At 47.3% G+C, this 1,104-nt stretch carries 1 rRNA gene; it reads left to right on the top strand.

Features of this window, described 5'->3' with window-relative positions:
• A 23S ribosomal RNA gene (locus J3352_RS14125) occupies positions 1-1,104 on the top strand; the annotation flags it as partial.

Below are 1,104 nucleotides of genomic sequence, written 5' to 3'. Positions count from 1 at the left end.
CCTTGGCACTAGGAGCCGATGAAGGACGTGATAAGCTGCGATAAGCTTCGGGGAGTTGCACGTAAACTTTGATCCGAAGATTTCCGAATGAGGAAACTCACTTAGAGTAATGTCTAAGTATCATTAAGTGAATACATAGCTTAATGAGGGGAACTCAGGGAACTGAAACATCTAAGTACCTGAAGGAAGAGAAAGAAATTCGATTCCGTAAGTAGCGGCGAGCGAACGCGGATTAGCCCAAACCAATAAAGTTTTCTTTATTGGGGTTGCGGACATATCATAACGAAGAGGTATCGTAATTGAAGAGGTTTGGAAAGACCCACCACAGAAGGTAATAGTCCTGTATGTTAAACGAGAAGACTTTAGATATGATCCAGAGTACCACGGGACACGTGAAACCCTGTGGGAAGCAGGAGGGACCACCCTCCAAGGCTAAATACTACCTAGTGACCGATAGCGTATAGTACCGTGAGGGAAAGGTGAAAAGAACCCCGGGAGGGGAGTGAAATAGAACCTGAAACCCTGCACTTACAAGCTGTGGAAGCACATTTCTTGTGTGACCGCGTACTTTTTGTAGAACGGGCCAACGAGTTACGTTAAGTAGCAAGGTTAAGCACTTAAGGTGCGGAGCCGTAGCGAAAGCGAGTTTTAACTGAGCGTTCAGTTACTTGACGTAGACCGGAAACCGGGCGACCTACCCATGAGCAGGATGAAGCGAAAGTAAAATTTCGTGGAGGTCCGAACCCACGAGCGTTGAAAAGCTCGGGGATGACTTGTGGGTAGCGGTGAAATTCCAATCGAGCCCGGAGATAGCTGGTTCTCCCCGAAATAGCTTTAGGGCTAGCCTCAAGGTGAGAGATACGGAGGTAGAGCACTGAATGTCCTAGGGGGTATTGCACCTACCGAAGACTATCAAACTCCGAATGCCGTCATCTTATACTTGGGAGTCAGACTGTGGGTGATAAGATTCATAGTCGAAAGGGCAACAGCCCAGATCGTCAGCTAAGGTCCCTAAATGTAAGTTAAGTGGTAAAGGATGTGGGATTGCACAGACAACCAGGATGTTGGCTTAGAAGCAGCCACTCATTCAAAGAGTGCGTAATA

The sequence above is a fragment of the Faecalibacterium sp. Marseille-Q4164 genome (genome assembly GCF_017377545.1).
In the GTDB taxonomy this organism is placed as follows: domain Bacteria; phylum Bacillota; class Clostridia; order Oscillospirales; family Ruminococcaceae; genus Faecalibacterium; species Faecalibacterium duncaniae.
This window is presented reverse-complemented; position numbering and strand designations above follow the sequence as displayed.